Below are 26,063 nucleotides of genomic sequence, written 5' to 3'. Positions count from 1 at the left end.
TCGCCCGAGGGCCCGTATCGGCCCGTTTCGGCGCCGTCGGCACCCGTTTTTCAGGAGTTGCGCACGGCACGCGGCACGGGCCGGGTTGCACCACTCCGTGTGCCGAACTCCTCACTTTCTGGCGCACGGGGCCGAATCGGGGCGGAATCAGGCCGACGGAGCACGAAACTCAGGAGTTGCGCACCGGCGGGCGGCGGAAGGCGTACGGCATGCTGACCGAGCTGTACCGCGACCCGGTCTACGACGGGGCGACCGACCCGCTCGTGGTGATCGCGCCCGACGGCTGGTGGATGTTCTACACCCAGCGTCGGGCGACGCACCCCGACCCCGGCCCCGGCGTCGCGTGGGTGCACGGCAGCCGCATCGGCGTCGCGCGCTCGGACGACGGCGTGGCGTGGTCGTACGAGGGCACGCTCGAACCGGATGCCGCGGGTCTGCGGCTCGAGCCGGGTCCACCGCCCGCAGCCACCGATCGCACGCATTGGGCGCCCGAGGTCATCCATGACGGGCACCGCTGGCGCATGTACCTGACCGAGATCGACGGCCTTCCCGACCGTTGGCCCGGCTTCGCGCGCACCATCGTGGAGTACCGCTCCGACGAGCTGCGCGCGTGGACCCGCCGCGGCACCCTGCCGCTCGCGGGCGACCGGGCGATCGACGCCGCCGTCGCCCGCACCCCCGATGGTGCGTGGCGCCTCTGGTACAAGGACGAGGCGGCGGGCAGTTCGACGGCGGTCGCCGTCTCCGACGACCTCGAGACGTGGCGGGCCGGCAGCACCGCGATCGGTGGCCGCGGACACGAGGGTCCCGACGTGTTCGAACTCGGTGGGCGCTGGTGGATGATCGTCGACGAGTGGCGGGGCATGGCCGTGCACACCAGCGACGACGCCGTCACGTGGCGTCGGCAGGGCGACGCGGATGCCGTGATCCTCGGCCCCGGCGATGTGCCCGGCCCGGGGTTCGGGCATCACGGTGCGTCTGTGCGCGAGGGCGACCGACTCTGGTACTACTTCTTCGGACACCCTGCGAAGGCCGCGGTTCCCGATCCCGACCATGAATCGATCGACGATCGGCGCTGCGCCGTCTACCGGGTCGAGCTCGTCGTCGAGGAGGGAATGCTGTGCACGCGCACCGAACCGTGACCCGCACCGCGCTCGAGGTCATGACGGCGATCGAGGTGTCGTCGCGCTCGGGTCGTCGTGAGGCGATCGTCTCGAACCCTGAGCGGCCGACGGCGGTGCCGTTGACGGCGCGCGCCGACTGGACCGGCTCGCGAGGGGAAGCGCCGTGAGCAAGCGCGTCGGCATCCGCGATGTTGCGGAGCGTGCGGGGGTGTCGATCAGCACCGTCTCGAACGCACTGAATCGGCCGCACCTCGTGAGCGTCGACCTGCTCGAGCGGGTGCGCGCGACCGCGGGCGAGCTCGGCTACGTGCCGTTGCAGGCCGCGCGTCAGCTGCGTGCCGGCCGCAGCGGGCTGCTCGGCATGACGGTGATCAACATCGCGAACCCGTTCTTCGGCGAGATGGTGGCCGGTGCCGAAGACGCCGCGTCGTCGTCGGGGCTGCGCGTGCTCGTGGGCAACAGCAGCGACTCGGTCGATCGCGAGCGTGAGCACCTCGAACTCTTCGAGCGGGTGCAGGTCGAGGGGGCGCTCGTGGCCCCGTTCGGCGACGAGACGCCGTGGCTCGATCGGCTGATCGCCCGCCGCATCCCGACCGTGCTGGTCGACCGCGTCGACGAGAGCGGGCGCGTGCCGTACGTCACGTTCGACGATGTCGCGGGCGGGCGGTTGGCGGCCGAGCATCTGCTGTCGACGGGCCGGCGCCGTCTGGCGTTCGTCGGCGCCCGCAACACGGTGCGTCAGGTGCGCGACCGACTGCGCGGTGCGCAGGCGGCGGCGACGGATGCCGGGGTCGGCGCGATCGAGCCCATCTGGACCGAGCGGACCACGTCAGAGGTGGGTGTCGCGCTCGGGCGGTCACTGGCGGCACGACCGCCTCATGAACGGCCCGACGGACTGGTCACCTCGAACGACCACCTCGCGATCGGGGTGCTGCACGGGCTGATCTCGGCGGGGGTGAGCGTACCGGCCGATGTCGCCATCGTCGGGTACGACGACATCGAGTTCGCCGCGATCGCGGCGGTGCCGTTGACCTCGATCCGTCAGCCGTCGCGACAGATGGGGCTGCACGCGGCGAACCTGCTGCTCGAGGCGATCCGCACCGGCGGGGCGGGGGAGCCGAGCGGTCACGTGTACGCACCGGAATTGGTCGTGCGGGGTTCGACGAGCGCAGCATCGGTCGTCGCCGCGGCGGCCCGCTGACGGGGCGGTCGACCGGCGATTCCCCGTCGTCACCAAATCGTTTCAAAAATCGCTTGCGAAACGTTTTAGATGCCGGTAGTTTTATCGGCAAGCGCTTTCCCTGCACAGCGCCGAACCCGCACCACCCGGACACGGACGTCACGAAGCACCAGAACGCCGACGTTCGACAGAGAGGACAAAGATGTTCAGCAAGAAGCGGACTTTCGCCGCAGTCGCACTCGCGACCGGCGCCGCGCTCGCCCTGGCCGGCTGCGCCGGTGACGGCGGCGAGGCAGACCCGACGTTCGACCCTGAAGAAGAGGTCACGCTCGACCTCGCCTTCTGGGGCAACGACGTGCGCGCCGAGCTCTACAACGAGGCGATCGCCGCCTTCAACGAGGAGTACCCCAACATCACGGTCAACGCGACCTTCCTGGGCTTCCCCGAGTTCTGGGAGAAGCGTCAGACCGAGGCCGCCGGCGGCAACCTGCCCGACGTCATGCAGTTCGACTACTCGTACCTGCGTCAGTACTCCGAGAACAACCTCCTGCTCGACCTCGACCCCTACCTGGGCGACATCATCGAGACCGACCCGCTGCCCGAGAACATCCTCAGCATCGGCGTCGTGAACGACACCACCTACGGCATCGCCACCTCCACCAACGCGTGGGGCCTGTTCACCAACACCAAGCTCCTCGCCGACAACGGCCTCGAGGCCTGGGAGGGCGGCTCGTACGAGGACTACACCGCGTGGATGGCCGAGGTCACCGAGGCCGGCGACGGCGAGTTCTGGGGCGGTGCCGACTACACCGGCCGCATCCAGCTGCTCGAGCTGCAGCTGCGCGCCGAGGGCGGCAACCTCTTCAACGAAGACGGCACCCCCGGCTTCGATGAGGCGCGCCTGACCGAGTTCTGGGAGTCGGGTCAGGAGATCCGCGACGGCATCGGCATTCCGCAGCAGACGGTCGAAGAGCTCGCGCCCCTCGGCGGCTTCGACTCGGCCAAGACCGCCAGCGAGATGACCTGGGACAACTTCGGTGCAGGCTATCTCGCCGGTCTCGGCGAGGAGTACACCGAGCTGGGCCTGCAGGCCCCGCCCGTGTTCGAGGAGGGTGCGCAGGACCTGTACCTGAAGCCCTCGATGCTGCACACGATCTCGGCCAACACCGACCACCCCGAGGCTGCCGCCACGCTGGTGAACTTCCTCGTCAACAGCGAGGCATCTGGTGAGATCTTCGGCACCAACCGTGGGCTCCCGGCATCCGAGACGGCTCTCGCGGCCGCCGAGCTCGACCCGCTGAGCCAGCAGGTCAAGGACTACGAGGCATCGATCGCCGACCGCCTCGGTGACGCCCCGCCCGTGCCGATCGTCGGCTATGGCACCCTCGAGGAGAAGTTCCGTGTGCTGGGCACCGAGCTGAACTTCGGCACCAAGACGGTCGACGAGGCCGTGGCCGAGTTCTTCTCCGAGATGGACGTCGTCCTCAACCAGTGACAGGGTCCGGGGTGCGGGTCAGTGATGACCCGTACCCCGGGATCTGCCCTCCGTTCCACCAGTCAGGAGTTCCCGTGAGCACAACCGCCACCCGGGTGATCGTCACCGGAGAGAAGAGCCGGCGACGCGGGCTGCTGCGCCGCCGCCGTCCCGAGCACCTGGATCGTCCGGGTCAGAAGGCGCGGCTGCGTCGTGAGACGCTCACCGGCTACGGGTTCTTGGTGCCGTGGCTGATCGGGTTCTTCGGCCTCACGATTGTGCCGATGGTGTACTCGCTGTACCTGTCGTTCACGTCCTACAACATCTTCAGCCCGCCGAAGTGGATCGGGCTCGACAACTACATCCGGTTGTTCACGAACGACCCGAACTTCATCCAGTCGGCGCAGATCACCCTCGTGTACGTGCTGGTCGGCACCCCGATCACGCTGCTGGCGGCCCTGCTGGTCGCGATGCTGCTGAACTACCGCGACAAGGGTGCCGGGTTCTTCCGCTCCGCGTTCTACGCTCCCTCGCTGATCGGCGGGTCGGTGTCGGTCGCGATCGTCTGGCGCGCCATGTTCTCCAATGACGGCCCCGTCGATTCTTCGCTGAGCTTCTTCGGCATCGACCTGGGCGGCTGGATCGGCAACCCGGCGCTCGTGCTGCCCGCGATGGTCGTCCTCGCGATCTGGCAGTTCGGCGCCACGATGGTCATCTTCCTCGCCGGCCTGAAGCAGATCCCGAAGGAGCTGTACGAGGCGGCCGAGATGGACGGTGCGAATGCGTTCCAGCGGTTCCGCGCCGTGACGATCCCGATGCTGTCGCCGGTCATCTTCTTCAACCTGCTGCTGGGCCTGATCGGCGCGTTCCAGGTGTTCGCGTCGGCCTACATCATCTCCAACGGCTCCGGCGGACCCGCCGGCATGACGAACTTCATCACCCTGTACCTCTACAAGCGAGGCTTCAGCGACGGCCAGATGGGCTACGCCGCTGCGATCGCGTGGGTGCTGCTGGTGGTCGTCGCGATCATCGCCGTCATCCTCTTCCGCACCCAGCGCTCCTGGGTCCACTACTCGGGAGACAACCGATGAGTCTCAACGCCCCCACCTCCGCTTCCGCGACCGAGATCACCTTCGCCGCACAGCAGACCCTCGTGCAGCCCCCGGCCCCGCGCCGCAAGGTCAAGCGCAAGACCTGGCAGACGATCATCTGGCTCGTCGTGCTCATCGCCCTCACCGCAATCGTGCTCTACCCGATGGTGTGGCTGCTGTTCGCGACGTTCAAGCCGAACAGCGAGTTCGGCACGAACCCGGGGCTCATCCCCAACAACCCCACGATCGACAACTACGTCAAGGTCATGGAGGGCATCGCCGGTGTGCCGATGTGGAAGTTCTTCTGGAACTCCCTCGTGCTCGCCGTCGCCGCCGTCGTCGGCACCGTGCTGTCATCGGCCCTGGCCGCGTACGCGTTCGCCCGGGTCCAGTTCAAGGGCCTCGGCATCTTCTTCGCCGCGATGATCGGCACGCTGCTGCTGCCGTTCCACGTCGTGATCATTCCGCAGTACATCATCTTCAACAACCTCGACATGGTCGACACGTTCTGGCCGCTGATCCTGCCGAAGTTCCTCGCCACCGAAGCGTTCTTCGTCTTCCTGCTGGTGCAGTTCATGCGGCAGATGCCGCGCGACATGGACGAGGCCGCGAAGATCGACGGCGCCGGACACGTCCGCATCTTCTGGGCGATCATCCTGCCGCTGATCAAGCCCGCGCTCATCACCTGCGCGATCTTCAGCTTCATCTGGGCGTGGAACGACTTCCTCGGGCCGCTGCTGTACCTCACGAGCCCCGAGAACTACCCGCTGCCGATCGCACTGCGCCTCTACAACGACCAGACGTCGTCGAGCGACTACGGCGCGACCGTCACGGCATCGTTCATCGCGCTGCTGCCCGTGCTGCTGTTCTTCCTCGTGTTCCAGCGCTTCCTCGTCGACGGCGTCGCCACCCAGGGCCTGAAGGGCTGACGTGGCCACCGTGACCTCCGACCACCGCATCCCCACCCTCCGAGAGGAACGCCGAGCGGCACGCGCCGCCCTGCGCGACGACCTGTCGGGTGCCGGCCCCGTGCTCGAAGAGCGCCCGCCGGTGCGGTTTCCGGGGGCCACGGCGAAGTTCCAGCTCTTCGGCGAAGTCATGCTCGTGGGGCTGCTCGTCGCCCTCGTCGCACTGCCGATCGTGACGATCCCCGCGGCCCTCGTCGCCGGCATCCGTCACCTGCGCCGGTTCATCGCGGCCGAGGGGTCATCGATGGCCGACTTCTGGGCCGATGTGCGCGCCGCTCTGTCGGGCGGTCTCGCCGTCGGCGGGGTCTCGCTCGTGATCGCGGCCCTGCTCACCTTCGACATCACCCTCGCCGCGACGGGCATGCTGCCCGGCGGCGCCGCCATCGCCGCCGTCGGGTGGACCGGCCTGGCCGCGCTCGGCGGTGCGCTGCTGCGCGCCGCCGCGTCGTGGACGCCCGAGCGCGGGTGGCGCGGCGCCGTGCGCGATCTTCCCCGAGTGGCCGCAGCCGATCCGGCCGGCGCGATCTACTTCATCGTCGCGGCCGCCTTCGTCGGCGTCGTGACATGGATGCTGGTGCCCCTGCTGGTGCTGGGTCTCGGGTGCGCGGTGTTCGCCGCCGTGGCCGTGCCGCACCGCCGCGGCCGCGCCTGAGCATCCATCGCGATCCACATCCCCACTCGACCCCGAGAAGGAGTTCCGTTGCTGTACGGCGCCGACTACAACCCCGACCAGTGGCCGGAAGAGGTGTGGCCCGAGGACGTGCGTCTCATGCGCGAAGCCGGGGTCACGACGGTGAGCCTCGGCATCTTCGCGTGGTCGCGCATCCAGCCGACCGAAGACTCGTGGGACTTCGCGTGGCTCGACCGGGTGATCGACACGCTGCACGCCGGTGGCATCGGTGTGAACCTCGCCACCGCGACCGCATCGCCGCCGCCGTGGGTGAGCGCCACGTACCCCGACACCTTGCCGGCCGACGAGCACGGTGCGTCGTACTGGCCCGGTAGCAGGCAGCACTTCGCGCCGTCGTCACCCACGTACCGCCGCCTCGCCGGTGAACTGGTGCGTCGCCTCGCCGAGCGCTACGTGTCGCACCCCGGCGTCATCATGTGGCACGTCAACAACGAGTACGGCTGTCACCTGTGGATGGACTACTCCGACAACGCCCGCGACGCCTACCGCCGCTGGCTGCGGGAGCGGTACGAGACGATCGACGCGCTCAACGCCGCGTGGGGCACGAGCTTCTGGTCGCAGCGCTACAGCCGGTTCGACGAGATCTTTCCGCCGCGGCTCGCGCCCTACAGTCACAACCCGTCGTCGATGCTCGACTTCCGCCGGTTCACCTCCGACATGCTGCTCGAGTGCTACCTCATGGAGCGCGAGATCCTGCTCGAGGCCGGTGCGACGCAGCCCATCACGACGAACTTCATGGGGCCGTTCAAGCCCGCCGACTACCGGCGCTGGGCACCGCACATGGACGTCATCGCCGACGACTGCTACCCCGACCCGACGAACCCGAATCGGGTGCGCGATGCCGCCTTCCAGCGCGACCTCGTGCGCTCACTCAAGCCCGAACTGCCCTGGATCCTCATGGAGCAGGCGACGGATGCCGTCAACTGGCGCCCCACGAACCCCGGCAAGGCGCCCGGCGTGCTCGCCGCCGAGACCGCGCAGTCGATCGGTCGCGGCGCCGACGGCATCATGTTCTTCCAGTGGCGCCAGTCGCGCGCCGGCAGCGAGAAGTTCCACTCGGCGATGCTGCCGCACGCCGGCACCGACACCCGCATCTGGCGCGAGGTCACCGACCTCGGCGAGCGGCTCGCAGCCCTCCCCGAACTGCCCGCGCCGGGTCGCGATGCCCGCGTGGCGATCGTGTTCGACTGGGAGAACTGGTGGGCTGTCGAAGAGCGCGACCACCCCGTCGACGTCGAGTATCTGCCGATCGTCGTCGAGTGGTACGGCGCGTTCCACCGCCGCGGCATCGGTGTCGACCTCATCCCCGCCGAACTCGTCGACGCGGGCTACGACCTCGTGGTCGCCCCCGCGCTGTACCTGTTGCGCGACGAGGGCGCCGAGGCACTGAACGCCTTCGTGCGCGGGGGCGGCACACTGCTGGCTGGTCCCTTCACCGATGTCGTCGACGGGCACGACCAGTTCCGTGCGGGCGGGTTCCTGACGCAACTGGGCCCTGCCCTCGGCATCCGCTTCGAAGATTTCGCAGCCCTCGGCCGCTCGTCGGGCGGCGCGATGGGGGTCGGCGCCCTGTCGGTCGCGGTCGCCGGCGGCAAGCAGGAGGACGTGCCGTTCGAGGTCGGCGGCACGACCGCGCACGCGACCCTGTTCGCCGAGGTCGTGCGCCCCGAGGGTGCCGAGGCCGTCGCGACGTTCGGCGCCGGCCGTTCCGTCGGCGCTCCCGCGCTCACCCGCAACGCGCACGGCGAGGGCGAGGCCTGGTACGTCGCGACCATGCCGGATGCCGCGGGCGTCGACGCCATCGCCGGCCTCGTCATCGAGGCGGCCGGTGTCGAGCCGATCATCGCCGAGGTCCCGGCGGGGGTCGAAGTCGCCAGGCGCGGCGGCCTCGTCACCGTCATCAACCACGGCGACGAGCCGGCCGCGGTGACCTTGACCGCCACCGATATCGAGACCGACGAACGTCACGACACGTGGCAGCTCGCACCCCAGCAGGTGCGGTTCCTGCGCACCGACTGAACACCACCGACATCCGCCCTGATCACTGGAAGCGCAGCATGAACGACGCCACCGCCCGCCTCGACCCGCACAACACGATCGCCGACATCGACCGCAGGATCTTCGGCGGGTTCGTCGAGCACCTCGGCCGTCACATCTACGACGGCATCTTCGAGCCCGGACACCCCGCCGCAGACGCCGACGGATTCCGCACCGACGTCATCGATCTCGTCAAGCAGCTCGGCGTCTCGACGATCCGCTACCCGGGTGGCAACTTCGTCTCGGGGTACCGGTGGGAGGACGGCGTCGGCCCGATCGAGCAGCGTCCGCGCCGCCTCGACCTGGCCTGGCACTCGACCGAGACGAACGAGGTCGGGCTGCACGAGTTCCAGGACTGGCTCGACCGTGTCGGCTCCGACCTGATGCTCGCGGTCAACCTCGGCACCCGCGGCACGCAGGAGGCGCTCGACCTGCTCGAGTACGCGAACGCGTCGGCCGAGACGGCGTGGACCGCCCAGCGCGCCGAGAACGGACGCACCGAGCCGTTCGGTGTGCGCATGTGGTGCCTCGGCAACGAGATGGACGGGCCGTGGCAGGTGGGGCACCGAAACGCCGACGACTACGGCAAGCTCGCCTCGCGCACCGCGAAGGCGATGCGCATGCTCGACCCCGGTCTCGAACTGGTCGTGTGCGGATCGTCGGGCAGCGGCATGCCCACGTTCGGGTCGTGGGAGCGGCAGGTGCTCGAGCACACGTTCGACGACGTCGACTTCATCTCGTGCCACTCCTACTACCAGGAGCGGAACGGCGATGCGCAGGAGTTCTTGGCATCCGGTGTCGACATGGCGCGCTTCATCGAGTCGGTCGTCGCGATCGCCGACGCCGTCGCCGCGACGAAGAAGAGCGACAAGCGCATCATGATCTCCTTCGACGAGTGGAACGTCTGGTATCTGCACAACGACGAGGGCGGGCAGAACGACAAGCCCGAAGAGCAGGGCTGGCCCGTCGCTCCGCGACTGCTCGAAGACCAGTACCACGTGCTCGACGCCGTCGTCTTCGGCGACCTGCTCATCACGCTGCTGCAGCACGCCGACCGCGTGCGCTCGGCATCGCTCGCGCAGCTCGTCAACGTCATCGCCCCGATCATGACCGAGCCGGGGGGACCGGCCTGGAAGCAGACCACGTTCTTTCCGTTCTCGATCACCTCGCGCCTCGGTCACGGCAGGTCCGTACGCGTGCCCGTGGATGCCGGCACCTTCACGAGCGAGCGCTTCGGCGAGGTCGCAACCGTCAACGCCGTCGCCACCGTCGACGACGAAGGCGTGTCGCTGTTCGTCGTCAACCGCTCGACGACGGACACCGCCGACCTGCGCGTCGACCTCGCACCGCTCGTGCGCGAACTCGGCCGCGACGTGTCGATCGCCGAGACCCACCTGCTGCACGACGCCGACCGGTACGCCGCCAACACGCTCACCGACCGCGATCGCGTCGGCGTGCGTCCCCTCGACGGTGCGGTGCTGACCGACGACGCGCTGAGCCTGACGCTGCCGGCCGTGTCGTGGGCTGCCGTCCGACTGGTGTGACATGGTGCTGCACCGACCGGCGACGCCGCCGATGGGCTGGAACAGTTGGGACAGCTACGGCACGACGGTGACCGAGGCTGAAGTGCTCGCGAACGCGCGCTTCATGGCCGAACACCTGTTGTCGCACGGCTGGGACACCGTCGTCGTCGACATCGATTGGGCCGACCCGAACGCCCGCGCACACGGGTACAACGACGACGCGACCCTCACGATCGACGCGCACGGCCGGCTGCAACCCGACCCGGTGCGGTTCCCCTCGTCCGCGGGCGGGGCGGGGTTCGGTCCGCTCGCAGCGCAGATCCACGCGATGGGGCTGCGCTTCGGCATCCACATCATGCGGGGCATCCCCAGGGTGGCCGCCGCGGCCGACCTGCCGGTCGAGGGTGCCGACGTCACGGCCGGGCAGGTGGCCGACGCCAGCAACCGGTGCGAATGGAACCCGCACTACGAGGGGCTCACAGCCGCCGGCGCCGCCGCCTACTACCGGTCGATCGTGCGCCTGTACGCCGCGTGGGGCGTCGACTTCATCAAGGCCGATGACCTGCTGTGGCCCTACCAGGCCGCCGACATCGAAGCCCTGTCGGCCGCGATCGACGGCGTCGACCGCGACATCACCCTGTCGCTGTCGCCCGGGCGTCACCTCTCGCTCGCCCATGCCGAGCACCTGCGCGCGCACGCGTCGATGTGGCGCGTGTGCGACGACCTGTGGGACCGGTGGGACGACGTCGCCGACAACTTCGCCCGCCTGGCACGGTGGGCCCCGCACGCCGGAGACGGCGCCTGGCCCGACGGCGACATGCTGCCGCTGGGTCGCATCGGCCTGCGCGCCGAACGCGGCGAGCCGCGCGACGACCAGCTCACGCCCGACGAGCGCCGCACCCTGCTGACGCTGTGGGCCATGGCGCGCTCCCCGCTCATGGTCGGCGGCGACCTGCCCACCTCCGACCCCGCCACGATCGACCTGCTGCAGCGCGACGGGCTGCTCGAGATCGCCCGGTCGGCGACGGCCAGTCGCGAGCTGCTGCGCGAACGCGACCTCGTCGTGTGGAGTGCGGATGACGCCGCCGGTACCCGCTGGGCCGCTGTGTTCAACCTCTCGGACGAGCCGCGCACCGAACCCTTCGACACCCGATCGCTCGGGCTCGGCGCCGCCCCGACGGACATCGTCGAGGTGTGGAGTGCCGCGCCCGTCGCCGTCGAGGCGGTGCACGAGCAGTCCCATGCGGCGCGCTCGGTCGCACCCGGGTCATCTGTCGTGCGGGTGACGCTCGCACCGCACGGCTGCGTGCTGCTGCGCGCGGAGGGGGCATCGTGACCGCGGCGACGCGACGATTCCTGCCGCTCAGCTCGGTGCGGCTGCTCGACGGGCCGGATGCCGCAGCCCAACGCACCGTGCGCGACACACTGCTGCGGCTCGACGTCGACCGGCTGCTCGCGCCGTTCCGCCGTGAGGCGGGGCTGCCGGCATCCGCACCCGGGTACCCGGGGTGGGAGGCGGAAGGGCTCGACGGCCACACGGCAGGGCACGTGCTGTCGGCGCTGAGCGCGCTGGCCGCGCAGGGCGATGATGACGCCCGCGAGGCGGCGACCGCGCTCGTCGACGGCATGCGCGCGTGCCAGCTCGCGATCGGCACCGGGTACCTCGGGGGCGTCCCCGACGGCGTCGCGCTCTGGGACGAGCTCGCGGCCGGCCGCATCGACGCCGGCGCCTTCCACCTCAACGGCCGGTGGGTGCCGCTGTACAACCTGCACAAGACGCTCGCGGGGCTGCTCGATGCGGCGCTGGTCGCACTGCCGCAGGCCGACGTCGCCGTGGAAGCCTTCGGCCAATGGTGGCTGCAGACGCTCGCGGGCATCGACGACGATGCGCTCGCCGGCATCCTGCGAACCGAGTTCGGCGGCGTGCCAGACGCGCTCGCCCGCCTCGCGGTGCACCTGGGCGATCGGCGACTGCTCGAACTCGCCCGGCGCTTCGTGCCCGAGGTGCTCGTCGCACCGCTCGCGGCCGGGCGCGACGAACTCGACGGGCTGCACGCGAACACGCAGATTCCCGTCGTCGTCGGGTTCGCCGCGATCGAACGTGCCGCCGCCGTCGTCGCGCCCGACCTCCTGCCCGACATCTCCGCACGCGAGGGCGCCGCGGCCCGCACCTTCTTCGACGCCGTCGCCTACGCCCGCAGCTCGCCGCTCGGCGGCGACAGCGTGCGCGAGCACTTTCCGGCGCGCGACGACTTCCTCGCGATGTTCACCGCACGTGAAGGGCCAGAGAGCTGCAACACCTTCAACATGGTCAAGCTCGCCGGCGACCTGCACCTGCTCGCGGGTGACGACGCGTACCTGCAGTGGGCTGAGCACGCCCGTGCCAACCACCTGCGCTCGACGCAGCATCCGGATCACGGCGGACTCGTCTACTTCACGAGTCACCGGCCCGGCCACTACCGGGTGTACGCACCCGAGGCCGAGGGCTTCTGGTGCTGCATGGGCTCGGGCTTCGAGGCGCAGGCGAGCCACGCGGCGCACGTCTTCGCCGACGGCGGCGACCGCCTCGAGGTGAACGCGTTCGTGGCCGCAGAGGCGACGTGGGGCGGCGCGACCGTCTCGGTGCGGCCTGCCGCGATCGGGGCCGCTGCCGGGGTCGATGAATGGACGATCGACGCCGATGCCGACGTGCGACTCTCGGTGCTCGTGCCCGACTGGGTCGAGGGTGTCGCGACCGTCACCGCCGCGACGGTGCACGAGGGTGCGCCGGGAACGCGGGTGGCGTTCGAGCTCGCCGCGGGGGAGCGGGCGACGATCTCATTGCCCCGCGCGCTCCGCCTCGTGCCGACCGCCGACGGCAGCGCCTGGGGAAGCGTCGTCGACGGCCCCGATGTGCTCGCGCTCCGCGAACCCGATGATGCGGTCGCCTACCGGGGCGGCGCCGCCCGCATGGGGCACATTGCCGTCGGACCGCTCCGGCCGCTCGCCGCCACACCGATCCTCGCCCCCGACGCCGTGGCGCGCGCCGAGCGCCTCGGCCGCGGTCAGGTGCGGATCGCGACCGATCACGGCGTGATCGCGCTCGAACCGTTCGCCGGCATCCACGACGCGCGCTACACGCTCGTGTGGCCGACCACGGGCGGCGACGTGGAACAGCGCAGGGCTGAGCTGGCTGCGGTGGATGCCGCCTCGCTCGCGCTCGATGCCCGTACGCGCGATGTGGTGCGCTTCGGTGAGCAGCAGCCCGAGAGCGACCACCGCCTGACCGCCACCGACGAGCAGATCGGGGTGGAGGGGCCGGCGCGCTGGCGTCGCACGACCGGCGCGATCGCGCTGACGGTCACCGATTGGAGCGGTTCGGCCGACCGGCTGCTGCTGCGGGCGATCGAGGGTGACGACGAGGCCGTGCGCGTGCGCGTCCGGGATCGCGTCGTACACGAGGCGCCGATCGACCCCGGCGGATCGACGATCGCGATCGGCCCGGCCGACGGCACGGTCGAGTTCGGTGTCGTGCTCGAGGCGGTCAGGGAGCGCACACCGCGACTGGTCGAACTGCGACTGCTCGCGGCCGATTCGGACCGCTGACCGTGCGTGTCGGTCGGTGTGTTTCCCGCCGGTCCTCGGAAAGCGCTTGCAGGTCGCGCGGTCCTGTGGCACACTGATGACATGCGGGAAAGCGTTTACCCGCATCCATTCATCGGGTCGGCCGGCGACGGTGACGTCGCGGCCGCACCCTCAGACGAGAGCAGGATCCCGTGACCGACACGACCCTCGCCCCGGCCGCCGCCGAGGCCGCCCCCGCCGTCCGCGAGATCGGCATCATCATGAACGGCGTCTCCGGACGCATGGGCTACCGCCAGCACCTCGTGCGCTCGATCCTCGCGATCCGCGACCAGGGCGGCATCGAGCTGGCCGACGGCACCAAGGTGACCGTCAAGCCGCTGCTCGTCGGCCGCACCGAGGCAAAGCTCGCCGAGCTGGCCGCCAAGCACGGCATCGAGGACTACACCACCGACCTCGACGCGGCCCTCGCCGACCCCCGCTGGGAGATCTACGCCGACTTCCTCGTCACGAAGGCCCGTGCCACCGCGCTTCGCAAGGCGATCGCCGCCGGCAAGACCATCTACACCGAGAAGCCCACCGCCGAGTCGGTCGAAGAGGCCCTCGAACTCGCGAGTCTCGCCAAGGCCGCCGGCGTCAAGACCGGTGTCGTCCACGACAAGCTGTACCTGCCGGGCCTGCAGAAGCTCAAGCGCCTCATCGACTCGGGCTTCTTCGGCCGCATCCTCTCCGTGCGCGGCGAGTTCGGCTACTGGGTCTTCGAGGGCGACTGGCAGCCCGCCCAGCGCCCCAGCTGGAACTACCGCACCGAAGACGGCGGCGGCATCATCGTCGACATGTTCCCGCACTGGAACTACATCCTCGAGAACCTGTTCGGCGGCGTGAAGTCGGTCTACGCCCAGGCCTCGGTGCACATCGCCGACCGCTGGGACGAGAACGGCGAGCATTACAACGCCACCGCCGAGGATGCCGCGTACGGCACCTTCGAGCTCGAGGGCGACGTCATCGCGCAGATCAACTCCTCGTGGACTGTCCGCGTCAACCGCGACGAGCTCGTCGAGTTCCACGTCGACGGCACGCACGGCTCGGCCGTCGTGGGCCTGTTCGGTGCGAAGATCCAGCACCGCAACGCCACCCCGAAGCCGGTCTGGAACCCCGACCTGGCCGACGACCACGACTACGACGCCGACTGGGCCGAGGTGCCCACCAACGAGGTCTTCATCAACGGCTTCCGTCAGCAGTGGGAAGAGTTCCTCGAGTCGTACGTCACCGGCACCGAATACGAGTACGACCTGCTCGCCGGCGCCCGCGGTGTGCTGCTGGCAGAGGCCGGCCTGCAGTCGGCGCGCGAAGGCCGCAAGGTCGAGCTGCCGTCGCTGAACCTCGACTGATCGGACCAGGCGAATGACCGAGCTCACCCTCCTCGGCGCCGATGGCGCCGTCACCCGCACGCCCCTGGTCGAGACCTCCGGCTACACCAAGCCGGCCGGCCCGCTGCGCAGCCGCGTCGCGTACGCCGCCGCGCACGTCGTGCCCGTCACCTGGGGTGACAACACCCCCGGGCAGCCCGCCCAGGTCGACTGGGACGCCACCCTCGATTTCCGCCGCTCGGTGTACTCGTGGGGACTCGGCGTCGCCGACGCCATGGACACCGCGCAGCGAAACATGGGGCTGGATGCCGCGGCCACGCGCGAGCTGATCGCGCGCAGCGCCGAGGTGGCGCGTGAGGAGGGTGGCTCGGTCGTCGTCGGCGTCAACACCGACCACGTCGACGCCGAGCACATCTCGCTCGACGAGGTCATCGCCGCCTACACCGAGCAGCTGCACTTCACCGAGGAGCAGGGCGCGGGGCCGGTCCTCATGGCATCCCGGCACCTCGCCCGGGTCGCCGAATCGGCCGAGGACTACCGCCGCGTCTACCGTGCGGTGCTGCAGCAGGCCACCACCCCCGTGGTGCTGCACTGGCTCGGCACGGCGTTCGACCCGCAGCTGGCCGGCTACTTCACTTCGACCGGGCTCAGTACAAGCGGCGCAGACGACTGGCCTGCGGCATCCGAGGTGCTGCTGCAGATCATCGAAGAGAACGTCGACAAGATCGCGGGCGTCAAGATGAGCCTGCTGAACGCCGAGTCGGAGGTCGCCGTCCGTGAGCGCCTGCCGGAGCCCGTGCGCATGTTCACCGGCGACGACTTCAACTACGTCGGTCTCATCGGCGGCGCCGATGTGCCGGACGCGCCGCAGCCCGCCCGCGACCCGCAGTCGCCGCGCCAGCACTCCGACGCGCTGCTCGGCGCGTTCGCGGCGCTGACCCCCGTCGCCTCCGCCGCGATCCAGGCATTGGATGCCGGGGATGCCGCGCGCTACCTCGAGATCCTCGCGCCGACCGAGGCCCTCAGCCGTCAGATCTTCGCCGCGCCGACGTTCTACTACAAGACCGGCGTCGCGTTCTTGGCGTGGCTGAACGGCCACCAGATCGCCTTCCAGATGGTCGGCGGCCTGCACTCGGCCCGCAGCCTGCCGCACCTTTCGCGCATCGTCGAACTCGCCAATGCCGCCAAGGCGTTCGAGCAGCCGGAGCTCGCCGCCGAACGCTGGCACGGCATGCTCGCCCTGAACGGAGTCACCGCATGAGCACCGTCGACCCGCGCCTGTCCATCAACCAGGCCACCATCAAGTACGCCGACCTGGCGACCGCGCTTCGGGTGACCGCCGACGCCGGCGTGCAGGCGATCGGCCTGTGGCGCGAGCCCGTGCAGGAGGTCGGCCTCGAGGTCGCGGCGCAGATGTTGAACGACTCCGGACTGCGGTTCACGACGCACTGCCGCTCCGGCTTCTTCACGATGCCCGAGGGGGCGGAGCGCCGCGCGTCGATCGCCGACAACCTCGTCGCGATCGAAGAGGCCGCGGTCCTTGCCGCCGCGGGCGCCGAAGGATCGACCGCGATCCTTGTGCTCGTCGCCGGCGGACTGCCGGCGGGCTCGCGCGACGTGATCGGTGCGCGGGAGCTCGTGAGGGATGCCATCGGCGAACTCGCCCCGCACGCCAAGGCCGCCGGGGTGACCCTCGCGATCGAGCCGCTGCATCCGATGTACGCCTCCGACCGGTGCGTCGTCTCGACGCTCGGCCAGGCCCTCGACATCGCCGCCGACTTCGAGCCCGAGGTCGTCGGCGCGACGGTCGACACGTTCCACATCTGGTGGGACCCTGACGTGCTCGCCTCGATCGAACGCGCCGGGCGCGAGGGACGCATCGCCACGTACCAGGTGTGCGACTGGAAGACCCCGCTGCCCGCCGACGTGCTGCTCAGCCGCCACTACCCGGGCGACGGCATCATCGACTTCGCGTCGCTGACCGCAGCCGTCGAGGCCACCGGCTACGACCGCGACATCGAGGTCGAGATCTTCAACGAGCAGATCTGGGCCACCGACCACCTCGAGGTCGTCCGGCGCACCGCCGCGGGATTCGCGGCATCCGTCTCTCCGCACCTGCGGGTGACCGCGAGCGCGTGAGCATGCGCGCGCTGTCGGGAAACGCTTGCCGGGTCCCGGGGTGATGCCCTGATGGGACATAGAATCGGCTCCGTGACCGACACCGCATCCCGCCCGCGCGGCGGATCCGCCACGCTGCACGACGTCGCGCGCGAAGCCGGTGTCTCACTCGCGACCGCCTCCCGCGTGCTCAACGGCTCGGCCCGCAAGGTCGCCGAGTCGTACCGCGAGCGAGTCGAAGCTGCCGCAGCCACCCTCGGCTACTCGGCGAACCTCTCGGCGCAGGCGACGGCCCGCGGCACCTCGGCGATCATCGCGCTGCTGGTCGCCGACATCGCCGACCCGTTCTTCGGTGAGATCGCGTCGGGTGTCGCGCGCGGCGCCGACGAGGCGAACCTCGTCGTCAACATCGCCATCACCGAGCGCGACGCAGAGCGCGAAGTCACGCTCGTCCGCGCGCTTCGCGGCCAGCGCCCGCGCGGTGTCATCCTCGCCGCGTCGCGCACCTCGACAGTCATGGACGACGCGCTGCGCAAAGAGCTCGACCTGATCGAGCAGTCCGGTGGCCGGGTCGTCGCGCTCGGCTCGGGCGCAGACGGCTTCCGCGAGATCTCGGTCGACAACCACGGCGGCGCGCGTGCGCTCGGCGCGGCGCTCGCCGAGCACGGTTACCGCTCGGCGGTCGCACTCGTCGCGGGCGAGGGTGTCGTCACGAGTGACAACCGTCTCGCAGGTTTCACGGAGGGCTTCACGGATGCCGGTGGTCAGGCGCCCCGCGTCTACCGCGGTGCGTTCACCCGCGACTCGGGCGAAGCGCTCATGAACCAGGCGCTGGCAGACGGCGTCGAGCCCGGCACGGTCGTGTGGGGACTGAGCGACGTCGTCGCGATCGGCGCGATGGCCGCGATCCGTGCCGCCGGACGCGAGCCGGGTGCCGACATCGCGGTCGCGGGCTTCGACGACATCCCCACGGGGCGCGACGTGACGCCCGCGCTCACGACGGTGCGGGTGCCGCTGCGCGACCTCGGCTACCAGGCGCTGCACGCCACGGTCGATGCCGCGTGGGATGCCGACGCGGCGCCGCTGCCGCTCGAGGTGCTGCTGCGCGACAGCACGCCGCCGCGCGGCTGACGCACCCCGTCGCTCATACTCCGGCAGCACCGGCGGCATCCGCGCCGCGTCGGCGCCGGGATCGTTGCATGGTTTGTGTGGGAAAGCGTTTACCCGTACAATGATTGCGACGACCACTCGGGTCGGAACGGGGGTTCGCGCATGCGGGTGGTCATTGCGCTCGACAGCTTCAAAGGATCGATCTCGGCGGCCGGTGCGGCCGAGGCGCTCGCGGCGGGATGGGATGCCGGTGACGAGGTCGTGCTGCGCCCCATGGCCGACGGTGGCGAGGGCACGCTCGACGCGTTCGCCGTCGCCGTGCCCGGCGCGACCCGCATGCCCGTGACGGTGACGGGCCCGCACGGCCGCGCCGTCGAGGCGTCGTGGCTGCTGCTGCCACCGACCGCCGAGGCGCCGCAGGGCACCGGTGTCGTGGAATTGGCATCCACGAGCGGCATCGAGCTGCTCGCCGGCGACCTGCGTCCGTGGGATGCCGACACCACCGGCTTCGGGCAGGCCATCGCCGCAGCGCTCGACCACGGGGTCTCCAAGCTCGTGCTCGGCATCGGATCGAGCGCATCGACCGACGGCGGCATCGGCATGCTGCGCGCGCTCGGTGCCCGCGTCACCCGCTCCGACGGCAGTCCTGTGGCCGCCGGCGCGCGTGGTCTCGTCGACGTCGCCCATGTCGACCTGTCGGGCCTTCGACCGCTGCCGGCCGGCGGCGTCGTCGTGCTCGCCGACGTCACGAACCCCCTCGTCGGGCCGCGCGGCGCTGCCGCCGTCTTCGGTCCGCAGAAGGGGCTCGCGCCGCACAGCATCCACCGCGTCGACCGTGCCCTGGCCGCCTACGCCGCAGCGGTGGGAGCCGCCGCCGACGTGCCCGGCACGGGAGCCGCGGGCGGCACCGGCTTCGCACTGACCCTGTGGGGCGCGCGACTGCTGCCGGGTGCGCCCGAGGTCGCCGCGCTCGTGGGGCTGTCGAGTGCCGTCGCGGGCGCCGACCTCGTCGTCACGGGAGAGGGCTCGTTCGACGGGCAGTCGGCAGCCGGCAAGGTGCCGGCCTTCGTCGGCGCGCTCGCGGCAGACCTCGGCGTGCCGGTCGCGCTCGTCGCCGGACGCATCGCGCCCGACGCCGACGTCTCGGCCTTCGCCGCGACCGCTTCGCTCACCAACCTCGCCGGCACCGCCGAGGCGTCGCAGGCCGAGCCTGCCCGCTGGCTGCGGGATGCCGCAGCATCCCTCGCACCGCGCTGACCGTCGCGCCGCGTGCTGGTGCCGCCGTCTCCGCGTTCAATATTCAGGCTGCGCGGGTCATCGCCACGCTGTGAACCCCGGATTTCCGCGGACGCGGTGCTCGGGTCGAACCCGCGAAGCCTGAATATTGCGCACGCGGCGGGTCGACCCGCGCGCGACGCTGGGCGCTCAGGCCTCGCCGAGGGCGGCGGCCACGACGGCGCGGGCTTCTGCCTGCACCTGCGCGAGGTGCTCCGAGCCCTTGAGCGACTCGGCGTACAGCTTGTAGACGTCTTCGGTGCCGGAGGGGCGCGCGGCGAACCAGGCGTGCTCGGTCTGCACCTTCAGGCCACCGATCGCCGCACCGTTTCCGGGCGCGTGCGAGAGCTTCGCGGTGATCGGCTCTCCCGCGATCTCGGTCGCCGACACCGACTCAGGTGCGAGCTTCGACAGTGCCGACTTCTGGGCGGGGGATGCCGGGGCGTCCACTCGCTGGTAGGCCGACGCGCCGAATTCGGCTTCGAGTTCCGCGTACCGCTGCGACGGGGTCTTGCCCGTCACCGCGAGAATCTCGGCGGCCAGCAGGCACAGCAGAATGCCGTCCTTGTCGGTGGTCCACACGGTGCCGTCGGTGCGCAGGAACGACGCACCGGCCGACTCCTCGCCGCCGAACGCTACCGAGCCGTCGAGCAGGCCCGGCACGAACCACTTGAAGCCGACCGGCACTTCGAGCAGGTCGCGGCCGAGCGACTCGGCGACGCGGTCGATGATCATCGACGACACGAGCGTCTTGCCGATCGCGGCGCTCGCGGGCCAGCCGGGGCGGTTCGCGTAGAGGTAGTCGATCGCGACCGCGAGGTAGTGGTTCGGGTTCATCAGCCCGGCGTCGGGGGTGACGATGCCGTGGCGATCGGCGTCCGCATCGTTGCCGGTGAGGATGTCGTACTCGTCGCGGCGTGCGACCAGCGACGCCATCGCCGACGGCGACGACGGATCCATGCGGATCTTCTCGTCCCAGTCGAGCGTCATGAACTTCCACGTCGGGTCGACGTCTGGGTTCACGACGGTCAGGTCGAGGCCGTGCACCTCGGCGATGAGCGCCCAGTAGTCCACCGAGGCGCCACCGAGCGGGTCGGCGCCGATGCGCACACCCGCCGTGCGGATCGCGTCGACGTCGATGATGTTCGCAAGGTCGCGCACGTACGCATTACGGAAGTCGTACTGCCCCAGCGCATCGATGTCGATGTCGGCGTGACGCGTGCGCTTCACGCCCTCAAGGCCCGCCGCGATGAGCTCGTTGGCCCGGTTCGCGATCCAACCGGTCGCGTCGGTGTCGGCGGGGCCGCCGTGCGGCGGGTTGTACTTGAAGCCGCCGTCGCGGGGCGGGTTGTGCGAGGGGGTGACGACGATGCCGTCGGCCCGACTGGGGTCGTCGGCCGCCAGCGCGCGGTTGTGGGCGAGGATCGCGTGGCTGAGGGCCGGCGTCGGCACCCACGAGTCGCGCGAGTCGACCCGCACGTCGACGCCGTTGGCGACCAGCACCTCGATCGCGGTGCGCTCGGCCGGCAGTGACAGGCCGTGGGTGTCGCGACCGAGGAACAGCGGACCGGTGATGCCCTGCGCCGCGCGGTAGTCGACGATCGCCTGCGTTGTGGCGAGGATGTGGTCTTCGTTGAAGCTCGTCGACAGCGACGAGCCGCGGTGGCCGCTCGTGCCGAACGCGACCCGCTGCTCGGGCACCGCGGCATCCGGTTTGCGGTCGTAGTAGGCGGCGATCAGCTCATCGATGTCGATGAGGTCGGATGCTTCGGCTGGCTGTCCTGCGCGGCTCATGGTTCCAGTGTGCCTCTTCTTCGGGGGTGTTGACGAGTGATGACACAGTCCGAGTCGGTACTGGCATCCGCACTAGGCTGGGGCGGGTGAGCATCGACGCGTCCGTCCGCCGCACCTACAGCTATCTCGGCCCCGCCGGCACGTTCACCGAGGCCGCGCTCAGCCAGGTGCCCGAGGCGCGCGACCAGATCTGGCGCCCCGTGCGAAACGTGGGCGAAGCGCTGTCGGACGTGGTCGAGGGGCGGTCGGATGCCGCCATGATCGCGATCGAGAACTCGGTCGACGGCGGGGTTTCGACGGCGCAGGACGCGTTGGCGACCATGCCGGGCCTGCGCATCGTCGGCGAGTACCTCGTGCCGGTCAACTTCGTGCTCGTCGGTCGCCCCGGTATGCGACTCGAAGACGTGTCGCTGGTCGCGGCGCATCCCGTCGCGTACGGGCAGTGTCTGCGCTGGCTGACCGCCGCGCTCCCTGAGCACGCGCACCTGCCCGCGGCGAGCAACGTCGCCTCCGCGGTCGGCATCGTCGACGGCGTGAGCGATGCGGATGCCGCTGTGGCGCCTCCCGGCATCCTCGAGCACTACGACCTCGAACTGCTCGCCGAGAACATCGGCGACAACCCCAACGCGGTGACGCGGTTCGTGCTCGTCAGCCGCACCGTCGCGCCGCCCGCACCGACCGGGGCCGACAAGACCTCGCTCATCGTCGAGCTGCCCGAGGAGTACCCCGGCGCGCTGCTCGAACTGCTGGAGCAGTTCGCGACGCGCGGCATCAACCTGTCGCTGCTGGCATCGCGCCCGATCGGCGACGAGCTGGGCCGGTACCGGTTCGTGATCGACGCCGACGGGCACGTCGAGGACGAGCGAATGGCCGACGCGCTGCTCGGTCTTCGCCGGTTCAGCCCAAAGGTCATCTACCTCGGGTCGTACCCTCGCGCCGACCGTCAGGTCATCCGCTACCCCGACCGGTACTCCGACGACGTGTTCGTCGAGGCCCGCGACTGGCTGCGGGGCCTCATCTCGGGCGAGCCCGACGCCTGATCTGCGCCCGCGCCGGCTGGCGCCTTGTGGCTCGCCTGCGGTTTCGCCCGCTGCTCGCCTGTGGCTTCGCCCGCTGCTCGCCTGTCACGATCGAGGGTCGACGGGCCGCTTTTGTGACAGGCGAGCGTGGCGCCGGCTGTTCGCCTGTCACGTTCGGTGCACGACGAGTTGTGATTGCGACGGGCGAGCAATGCCGGACGGGGTGGAGCGGCGCGTCAGCCGGCGAGCAGCTCGAGGGTGCGGATGCGGCCGACCGGTGCGTCGAGGGGTTCGGCGTCGTAGGAAGCGGCGACCGGAGCGATCATGACCTCGTCGACGCCGTGCTCGGTCGCGAATGCCGCGAGACGTGCGCGCACGTCGTGGCCCGTGCCGACGAACCAGCGTCGGTGAAGCGCGTCGAGCAGGGGAGCGGCGAGTTGATCGGTCGCCTCGGCGGCCGCGGCCTGCTCGACCGTCTCGAGCGCCGTGAGCGGCCGGTTGCCGCGGAGTCTCGCCATCATGCGGGCCTGCGGCAGCATGCGCTCGACGGCCTCGGCTTCGGTGTCGGCGACGACGGCGTTCGCGGTGAGGAAGGTGCGCGGTGCGTCGAGCGTCGCCGACGGCTGGAACTGGTCGCGATACAACCCGAGCGCCCGATCGAGGCCTTCGCCGCTGAAGTGGTTCGCGAACACGTAGGGCAGGCCGAGCGAGGCGGCGAGCTGGGCCGAGTAGTCGCTCGATCCGAGCAGCCACACCTCGGGCACGCCGGATGCCGCGGGCGTCGCGTGCACGTCGTACGTGCCGCCCGAGGTGAATCGCACGGTGGCGCCCTCGGCCGAGACGAGCGAGGCGATGTCGCGGACGTGGTCGGGGAACCGTTCGACGTCGCTCGTCGTGCCCGACTGGCGCAGCAGTTGCGTGATGACGGGGTCGCTGCCGGGGGCGCGGCCGAGCCCCAAATCGATGCGGCCGGGAGCGATCGCCTCGAGCGCCGCGAACTGCTCGGCGACGACGAGCGGCGAGTGGTTCGGCAGCATGACGCCGCCCGAACCGAGCCGGATGCTGCGGGTGCGGCCGGCCGCGGCGGCCACGAGTACCGGCGGCGTCGTGGAGGCGACGGCGGGCATGTTGTGGTGCTCGGCGAACCAGTAGCGCCGATAGCCGAGCGCGTCGGCACGTTCGGCGAGGGAGAGGGATGCGGTGATCGCCTGCGCGCTGGTCTGTCCGCTGCGGACGGGTACCAGATCGAGGACGGAAAGGGCGGGAGTCACGCTGATCCCAACCCGTGCCCCGGCCGCGGCATTCCTCGCGCCGCGTGCGGTCAGCCCCGCCGCATCGCTTCGTAGGCGGCGAGGGCGGCCTGCCGGGATTCGCGCAGGTCGACGATCGGTTCGGTCTCGAGCCCGTCGGGCGCCCAGCGGGCGATGTAGCGGCCCTGCGGGTCGAACTTCTTCGCCTGCAGCTCGGGGTTGAACACCCTGAAGTATGGCGCGGCGTCGGCGCCGGAGCCCGCGACCCACTGCCAGTTGAACGGGTTGTTGGCGGCATCCGCGTCGACGAGCGTGTCCCAGAACCACTCCTCGCCGTGGTGCCAGTGCACGAGCAGGTTCTTCACGAGGAAGGATGCCGTGACCATCCGCACCCGGTTGTGCATGAAGCCGGTGCGCCACAGCTCCCGCATCCCCGCATCGACGAGTGGGATGCCGGTGCGCCCGCGCTGCCACGCTTCGAGCAGCGTGGGTCGCAGCCGCGGCCAGGGGAACGCGTCGAACTGCGGCCGCAGGTTCTTCGTCGCGAGATCGGGTGCGTGGAACAGGGTGTGCCATGCGAATTCGCGCCACCCGAGTTCGGAGAGGAACCCGTGCAGTGGCGCGCCGGATTCGACGGCGGCGTGCCACACCTGGTGCGGGCTCAGCTCGCCCCAGCGCAGGCGGGGTGACAGGAGCGAGGTGGCCCCGGCATCCGGTTCGTCGCGGGCACGGTCGTAGTGTGCGGCGTCGTCGGCGATGAACTCGCGCAGGCGGTGGCGGGCCGCGGTCTCGCCGGGCGTCCAGGCTTCGCGCAGGCCGCCTGCCCAGTCGGGGTGTCGGGGGAGCAGGCCCCAGTCGTCGAGCGCGTCCGAGTCGACGCGGCGCCTGGGGACGGCGAGTTCGCGGGGTTCGGCGACGGGACCGCGGGGCGCGGCCAGCGCGAGGCAAGCCTTCCAGAACGGCGTGAAGACGGCGTACGGCGTTCCCGCGCCGGTGCGGACGGTCCACGGCTCGAAGAGCAGTGATGCGCTGAACGAGCTCGCTTCGCGGCGATCCTCTCGCAGGGCGGCTTTGATGCCGGTGTCGACGGTCCGCTCGGGTCCGCCGTAGCGGCGGTTCCAGAACACGGCCGATGCGTCGACGTCGGCGGCCACCGACGGCACGACGTCGGCCGCCCGTCCGCGGCGCAGCACGAGCGTCGATCCGCGCTCGGCGATGCGCTCGCCGAGGCGTTCGAGACTGCCGTGCAGCCACCACTTCGCGGCGCCGCCGAGGGGACGGATGCCGGTGGATTCCTCGTCGAGCACGTACAGCACGACGACGGGTTCGTCGCGGTCGGCGGCCGCCCGCAGTGCGGGGTTGTCGGCGAGCCGCAGGTCGTCGCGCAGCCAGACGAGGGTGGTCATGCACCTATCTTGCCGCGCCCCGGGAATCGGGTTCGGGGGATTGCCTCGGCGTCGCGCGTCGGCTATGCGCTCTTGTCGTGCCCCTTCGGCAGCGTCACGATCAGGGCGCCCGCCTCGACGTGCACCCGCATCTGCGTGGCTTCGCCGAACTCGTCGCCGTCGAGCTGCACCGGGTGCAGGCCTTGGGCTGCGACGTCGATGCCATCGCCGCGCGAGTAGCGCACCGAGTTGTCTTTCGTGCGCAGCTTGAGGATTTCGCGGCCCGCACGGAACTTGCGCAACACGCTGTTGTCCCACGCGACGCGCCGCCACACGAGCAGCCATCCGAGTGCGCTCTTGGGCTGGAACAGGGCGATGTCGAGTTGACCGTCAGAGACGGATGCCTCGGGGATGAGTTCGAGCCCCGCCGGCAACGACCCGCAATTGGCGAACAGCACGCTGTGCACGGTGGCGCGGTGCATCTTGTGTCCCGCGAGCTGGTACATGATCTCGAACGGCTTCGCGCCGATGAGCGACTTCGCGGCGCCGTCGACGTACGCGACCCATCCCACGCGCTTCTTGAGGTCGCCGCTCGTGTTGGCGATCATCGCGGCATCGAGGCCCATGCCGCCCATCACGACGAACGCGCGTTCTTCGGTCTCACCGCTCTCGCGCGTCATCCGTGCGATGCCGACGTCGATCTGCTGCGTCGTGCCGTCGAAGGTGGCGCGCACCATCGGCTCGGGCTTTTCGAGCGGTAGGCGCAGGTTGCGTGCGAGCAGGTTGCCGGTGCCGCTGGGGACGATCGTCAGCGGCACGCCGCTGCCGGTCATCGCCTCGCTGACGGCTCGCACGGTGCCGTCGCCACCGGCGACGAGTACGGCAGACGGCTGCTGTTCGAGCGCTTCGCGGGTGACGCCGTCGCCGAGGTCTTCGACCGTCGTCTCGTAGAAGAGGGGTTCGTCCCAGCCGTGCTCGCTCGACAGGTTCGAGACGAGCGCCTTCAGCGAGGGGCCGTCGGCCTTGACCGGATTGAAGACGAGCGCGGCCCGCTGCCGGCTGGGGGAGTCGTCGCTCATGCGTTCACGATAGC

The 26,063-nt window shown here is 70.5% G+C and carries 21 protein-coding genes; 17 read left to right on the top strand and 4 right to left on the bottom strand.

Translation table 11 applies throughout. The features are described 5' to 3' along the window. The first annotated feature begins 209 nt into the window (after nucleotides 1-209). The 16 genes from AC3ENX_RS06060 (at nucleotide 210) to AC3ENX_RS05985 (ending at nucleotide 19,504) form a co-directional block, all read left to right on the top strand. On the top strand, nucleotides 210-1,142 hold the full coding sequence (locus AC3ENX_RS06060) for a glycoside hydrolase family protein (RefSeq protein WP_434810957.1): 933 nt from the start codon (nucleotides 210-212) through the stop codon (nucleotides 1,140-1,142). Then, the gene (locus tag AC3ENX_RS06055; protein WP_488184906.1) at nucleotides 1,121-1,291 is read left to right on the top strand and encodes a hypothetical protein; all 171 of its coding nucleotides are present in this window, start codon (nucleotides 1,121-1,123) and stop codon (nucleotides 1,289-1,291) included. Before AC3ENX_RS06060 ends, AC3ENX_RS06055 begins: the two co-directional genes overlap by 22 nt. After that, nucleotides 1,288-2,325, top strand: coding sequence for a LacI family DNA-binding transcriptional regulator (locus AC3ENX_RS06050; RefSeq protein WP_434810955.1), 1,038 nt, complete (start codon nucleotides 1,288-1,290; stop codon nucleotides 2,323-2,325). The genes AC3ENX_RS06055 and AC3ENX_RS06050 overlap by 4 nt, the downstream gene beginning before the upstream one ends. Nucleotides 2,326-2,506: 181 nt before the next feature. Continuing rightward, nucleotides 2,507-3,799 (top strand): ABC transporter substrate-binding protein, encoded by a 1,293-nt coding sequence (locus tag AC3ENX_RS06045; RefSeq protein WP_434810954.1) that lies wholly within the window; start codon nucleotides 2,507-2,509, stop codon nucleotides 3,797-3,799. A gap of 74 nt (nucleotides 3,800-3,873) precedes the next feature. Continuing rightward, nucleotides 3,874-4,869 carry a carbohydrate ABC transporter permease gene (locus AC3ENX_RS06040; RefSeq protein ID WP_434810953.1) on the top strand — a complete coding sequence of 332 codons (996 nt, stop codon included), beginning with the start codon at nucleotides 3,874-3,876 and terminating at the stop codon, nucleotides 4,867-4,869. Then, nucleotides 4,866-5,798, top strand: a complete 933-nt coding sequence (locus AC3ENX_RS06035; protein WP_434810952.1) for a carbohydrate ABC transporter permease — start codon at nucleotides 4,866-4,868, stop codon at nucleotides 5,796-5,798. Before AC3ENX_RS06040 ends, AC3ENX_RS06035 begins: the two co-directional genes overlap by 4 nt. 1 nt (nucleotide 5,799) lies before the next feature. Next, on the top strand, nucleotides 5,800-6,489 hold the full coding sequence (locus AC3ENX_RS06030) for a hypothetical protein (protein WP_434810951.1): 690 nt from the start codon (nucleotides 5,800-5,802) through the stop codon (nucleotides 6,487-6,489). A 48-nt stretch (nucleotides 6,490-6,537) separates the two neighbouring features. Next, nucleotides 6,538-8,547 (top strand): beta-galactosidase, encoded by a 2,010-nt coding sequence (locus AC3ENX_RS06025; protein WP_434810950.1) that lies wholly within the window; start codon nucleotides 6,538-6,540, stop codon nucleotides 8,545-8,547. Between the two features lie 38 nt (nucleotides 8,548-8,585). Further along, on the top strand, nucleotides 8,586-10,109 hold the full coding sequence (arfA, locus tag AC3ENX_RS06020) for an arabinosylfuranosidase ArfA (RefSeq protein WP_434810949.1): 1,524 nt from the start codon (nucleotides 8,586-8,588) through the stop codon (nucleotides 10,107-10,109). A gap of 1 nt (nucleotide 10,110) precedes the next feature. Continuing rightward, nucleotides 10,111-11,424, top strand: coding sequence for an alpha-galactosidase (locus AC3ENX_RS06015; protein ID WP_434810948.1), 1,314 nt, complete (start codon nucleotides 10,111-10,113; stop codon nucleotides 11,422-11,424). Beyond that, complete coding sequence (locus AC3ENX_RS06010; protein ID WP_434810947.1) at nucleotides 11,421-13,673, top strand: beta-L-arabinofuranosidase domain-containing protein; 2,253 nt, start codon at nucleotides 11,421-11,423, stop codon at nucleotides 13,671-13,673. The genes AC3ENX_RS06015 and AC3ENX_RS06010 overlap by 4 nt, the downstream gene beginning before the upstream one ends. A gap of 170 nt (nucleotides 13,674-13,843) precedes the next feature. Further along, the gene (locus tag AC3ENX_RS06005) at nucleotides 13,844-15,040 is read left to right on the top strand and encodes a Gfo/Idh/MocA family protein (RefSeq protein ID WP_434810946.1); all 1,197 of its coding nucleotides are present in this window, start codon (nucleotides 13,844-13,846) and stop codon (nucleotides 15,038-15,040) included. Nucleotides 15,041-15,053: 13 nt separating this feature from the next. Next, nucleotides 15,054-16,280 carry a dihydrodipicolinate synthase family protein gene (locus tag AC3ENX_RS06000; RefSeq protein ID WP_434810945.1) on the top strand — a complete coding sequence of 409 codons (1,227 nt, stop codon included), beginning with the start codon at nucleotides 15,054-15,056 and terminating at the stop codon, nucleotides 16,278-16,280. After that, nucleotides 16,277-17,158: a sugar phosphate isomerase/epimerase family protein gene (locus tag AC3ENX_RS05995; protein WP_434810944.1), complete on the top strand. Its 882-nt coding sequence runs from the start codon at nucleotides 16,277-16,279 to the stop codon at nucleotides 17,156-17,158. Before AC3ENX_RS06000 ends, AC3ENX_RS05995 begins: the two co-directional genes overlap by 4 nt. A gap of 72 nt (nucleotides 17,159-17,230) precedes the next feature. Beyond that, entirely contained in the window at nucleotides 17,231-18,268 is a 1,038-nt protein-coding gene (locus AC3ENX_RS05990) for a LacI family DNA-binding transcriptional regulator (protein WP_434810943.1), read from the top strand. A gap of 141 nt (nucleotides 18,269-18,409) precedes the next feature. After that, nucleotides 18,410-19,504 (top strand): glycerate kinase, encoded by a 1,095-nt coding sequence (locus tag AC3ENX_RS05985; protein WP_434810942.1) that lies wholly within the window; start codon nucleotides 18,410-18,412, stop codon nucleotides 19,502-19,504. A 168-nt stretch (nucleotides 19,505-19,672) separates the two neighbouring features. Here the strand turns inward: AC3ENX_RS05985 and pgm are convergent, their stop codons facing one another. After that, nucleotides 19,673-21,316, bottom strand: a complete 1,644-nt coding sequence (pgm, locus tag AC3ENX_RS05980; protein ID WP_434810941.1) for a phosphoglucomutase (alpha-D-glucose-1,6-bisphosphate-dependent) — start codon at nucleotides 21,314-21,316, stop codon at nucleotides 19,673-19,675. Nucleotides 21,317-21,402: 86 nt separating this feature from the next. On the opposite strand from pgm, the gene pheA reads away from it, so the two are divergent. After that, nucleotides 21,403-22,356, top strand: coding sequence for a prephenate dehydratase (pheA, locus tag AC3ENX_RS05975; RefSeq protein ID WP_434810940.1), 954 nt, complete (start codon nucleotides 21,403-21,405; stop codon nucleotides 22,354-22,356). Nucleotides 22,357-22,571: 215 nt separating this feature from the next. Here pheA and AC3ENX_RS05970 read toward each other — a convergent pair whose 3' ends face one another. The 3 genes from AC3ENX_RS05970 to AC3ENX_RS05960 all read right to left on the bottom strand — a co-directional run bounded on the left by AC3ENX_RS05970 (nucleotide 22,572) and on the right by AC3ENX_RS05960 (nucleotide 26,049). After that, nucleotides 22,572-23,612: an LLM class flavin-dependent oxidoreductase gene (locus AC3ENX_RS05970; protein ID WP_434811141.1), complete on the bottom strand. Its 1,041-nt coding sequence runs from the start codon at nucleotides 23,610-23,612 to the stop codon at nucleotides 22,572-22,574. Nucleotides 23,613-23,656: 44 nt separating this feature from the next. Then, nucleotides 23,657-24,991 (bottom strand): cryptochrome/photolyase family protein, encoded by a 1,335-nt coding sequence (locus AC3ENX_RS05965; protein ID WP_434810939.1) that lies wholly within the window; start codon nucleotides 24,989-24,991, stop codon nucleotides 23,657-23,659. A 62-nt stretch (nucleotides 24,992-25,053) separates the two neighbouring features. After that, nucleotides 25,054-26,049, bottom strand: a complete 996-nt coding sequence (locus AC3ENX_RS05960; protein WP_434810938.1) for a diacylglycerol/lipid kinase family protein — start codon at nucleotides 26,047-26,049, stop codon at nucleotides 25,054-25,056. Nucleotides 26,050-26,063: the final 14 nt, after the last annotated feature.

This window comes from Microbacterium sp. bgisy189 (genome assembly GCF_057707225.1).
Note: the sequence above shows the minus strand (reverse complement) of the source record. Positions and strands in the feature narration are given on the sequence as shown.

What these genes read in the sequence shown, in the direction of transcription:
- AC3ENX_RS06045 (WP_434810954.1), top strand. Translation starts at nt 2,507, where the DNA reads ATGTTCAGCAAGAAGCGGACTTTCGCCGCAGTCGCACTCGCGACCGGC.
- AC3ENX_RS06035 (WP_434810952.1), top strand. Translation starts at nt 4,866, where the DNA reads ATGAGTCTCAACGCCCCCACCTCCGCTTCCGCGACCGAGATCACCTTC.
- AC3ENX_RS05960 (WP_434810938.1), bottom strand. Translation starts at nt 26,049, where the DNA reads ATGAGCGACGACTCCCCCAGCCGGCAGCGGGCCGCGCTCGTCTTCAAT.
- AC3ENX_RS05965 (WP_434810939.1), bottom strand. Translation starts at nt 24,991, where the DNA reads ATGACCACCCTCGTCTGGCTGCGCGACGACCTGCGGCTCGCCGACAAC.
- arfA (WP_434810949.1), top strand. Translation starts at nt 8,586, where the DNA reads ATGAACGACGCCACCGCCCGCCTCGACCCGCACAACACGATCGCCGAC.
- AC3ENX_RS05995 (WP_434810944.1), top strand. Translation starts at nt 16,277, where the DNA reads ATGAGCACCGTCGACCCGCGCCTGTCCATCAACCAGGCCACCATCAAG.
- pgm (WP_434810941.1), bottom strand. Translation starts at nt 21,316, where the DNA reads ATGAGCCGCGCAGGACAGCCAGCCGAAGCATCCGACCTCATCGACATC.
- AC3ENX_RS06015 (WP_434810948.1), top strand. Translation starts at nt 10,111, where the DNA reads ATGGTGCTGCACCGACCGGCGACGCCGCCGATGGGCTGGAACAGTTGG.
- AC3ENX_RS06000 (WP_434810945.1), top strand. Translation starts at nt 15,054, where the DNA reads ATGACCGAGCTCACCCTCCTCGGCGCCGATGGCGCCGTCACCCGCACG.
- AC3ENX_RS05985 (WP_434810942.1), top strand. Translation starts at nt 18,410, where the DNA reads ATGCGGGTGGTCATTGCGCTCGACAGCTTCAAAGGATCGATCTCGGCG.
- AC3ENX_RS06060 (WP_434810957.1), top strand. Translation starts at nt 210, where the DNA reads ATGCTGACCGAGCTGTACCGCGACCCGGTCTACGACGGGGCGACCGAC.